Genomic DNA, 341 nt, shown 5'->3' with positions numbered 1-341 from the left:
AGAACTGAGCAGCATCTTCGAAGCCTTGATCTAATATATTGAGTGCTTCTGAATACTTTGGATTATTTTGATATTTAGTTATCAGTTCTTGTTTAAGCTGTAATGCATGTTGATAAGTAGGTGCTTTAAAAATAGATTTAAGTAACAGTTTTGCATCTTCAGAATTTTTCTTAGGGAAACGTTCAACGATGTTTTTAAGAAAATGAAAAGTACAACATTGCCAAGATGAATCTATAAATTGAGATTTAATTGATTTAATAAGACCAGAATGAGCATCAGAAATAATAAGCTCTGGTGTCGTTAAACCACGCATTCTAAGGTCTTCAAAAAATTCAGACCAA

The 341-nt window shown here is 31.1% G+C and carries 1 protein-coding gene; it reads right to left on the bottom strand.

The features are described from left to right. Window positions 1-341, bottom strand: a 341-nt coding sequence (locus CD129_RS12270) for a transposase (protein WP_218585275.1), incomplete at both ends; no start/stop codon positions are given.

Origin of the sequence: Mammaliicoccus fleurettii (assembly GCF_003970575.1) — a bacterium.
In the GTDB taxonomy this organism is placed as follows: domain Bacteria; phylum Bacillota; class Bacilli; order Staphylococcales; family Staphylococcaceae; genus Mammaliicoccus; species Mammaliicoccus fleurettii.
Note: the sequence above shows the minus strand (reverse complement) of the source record. Positions and strands in the feature narration are given on the sequence as shown.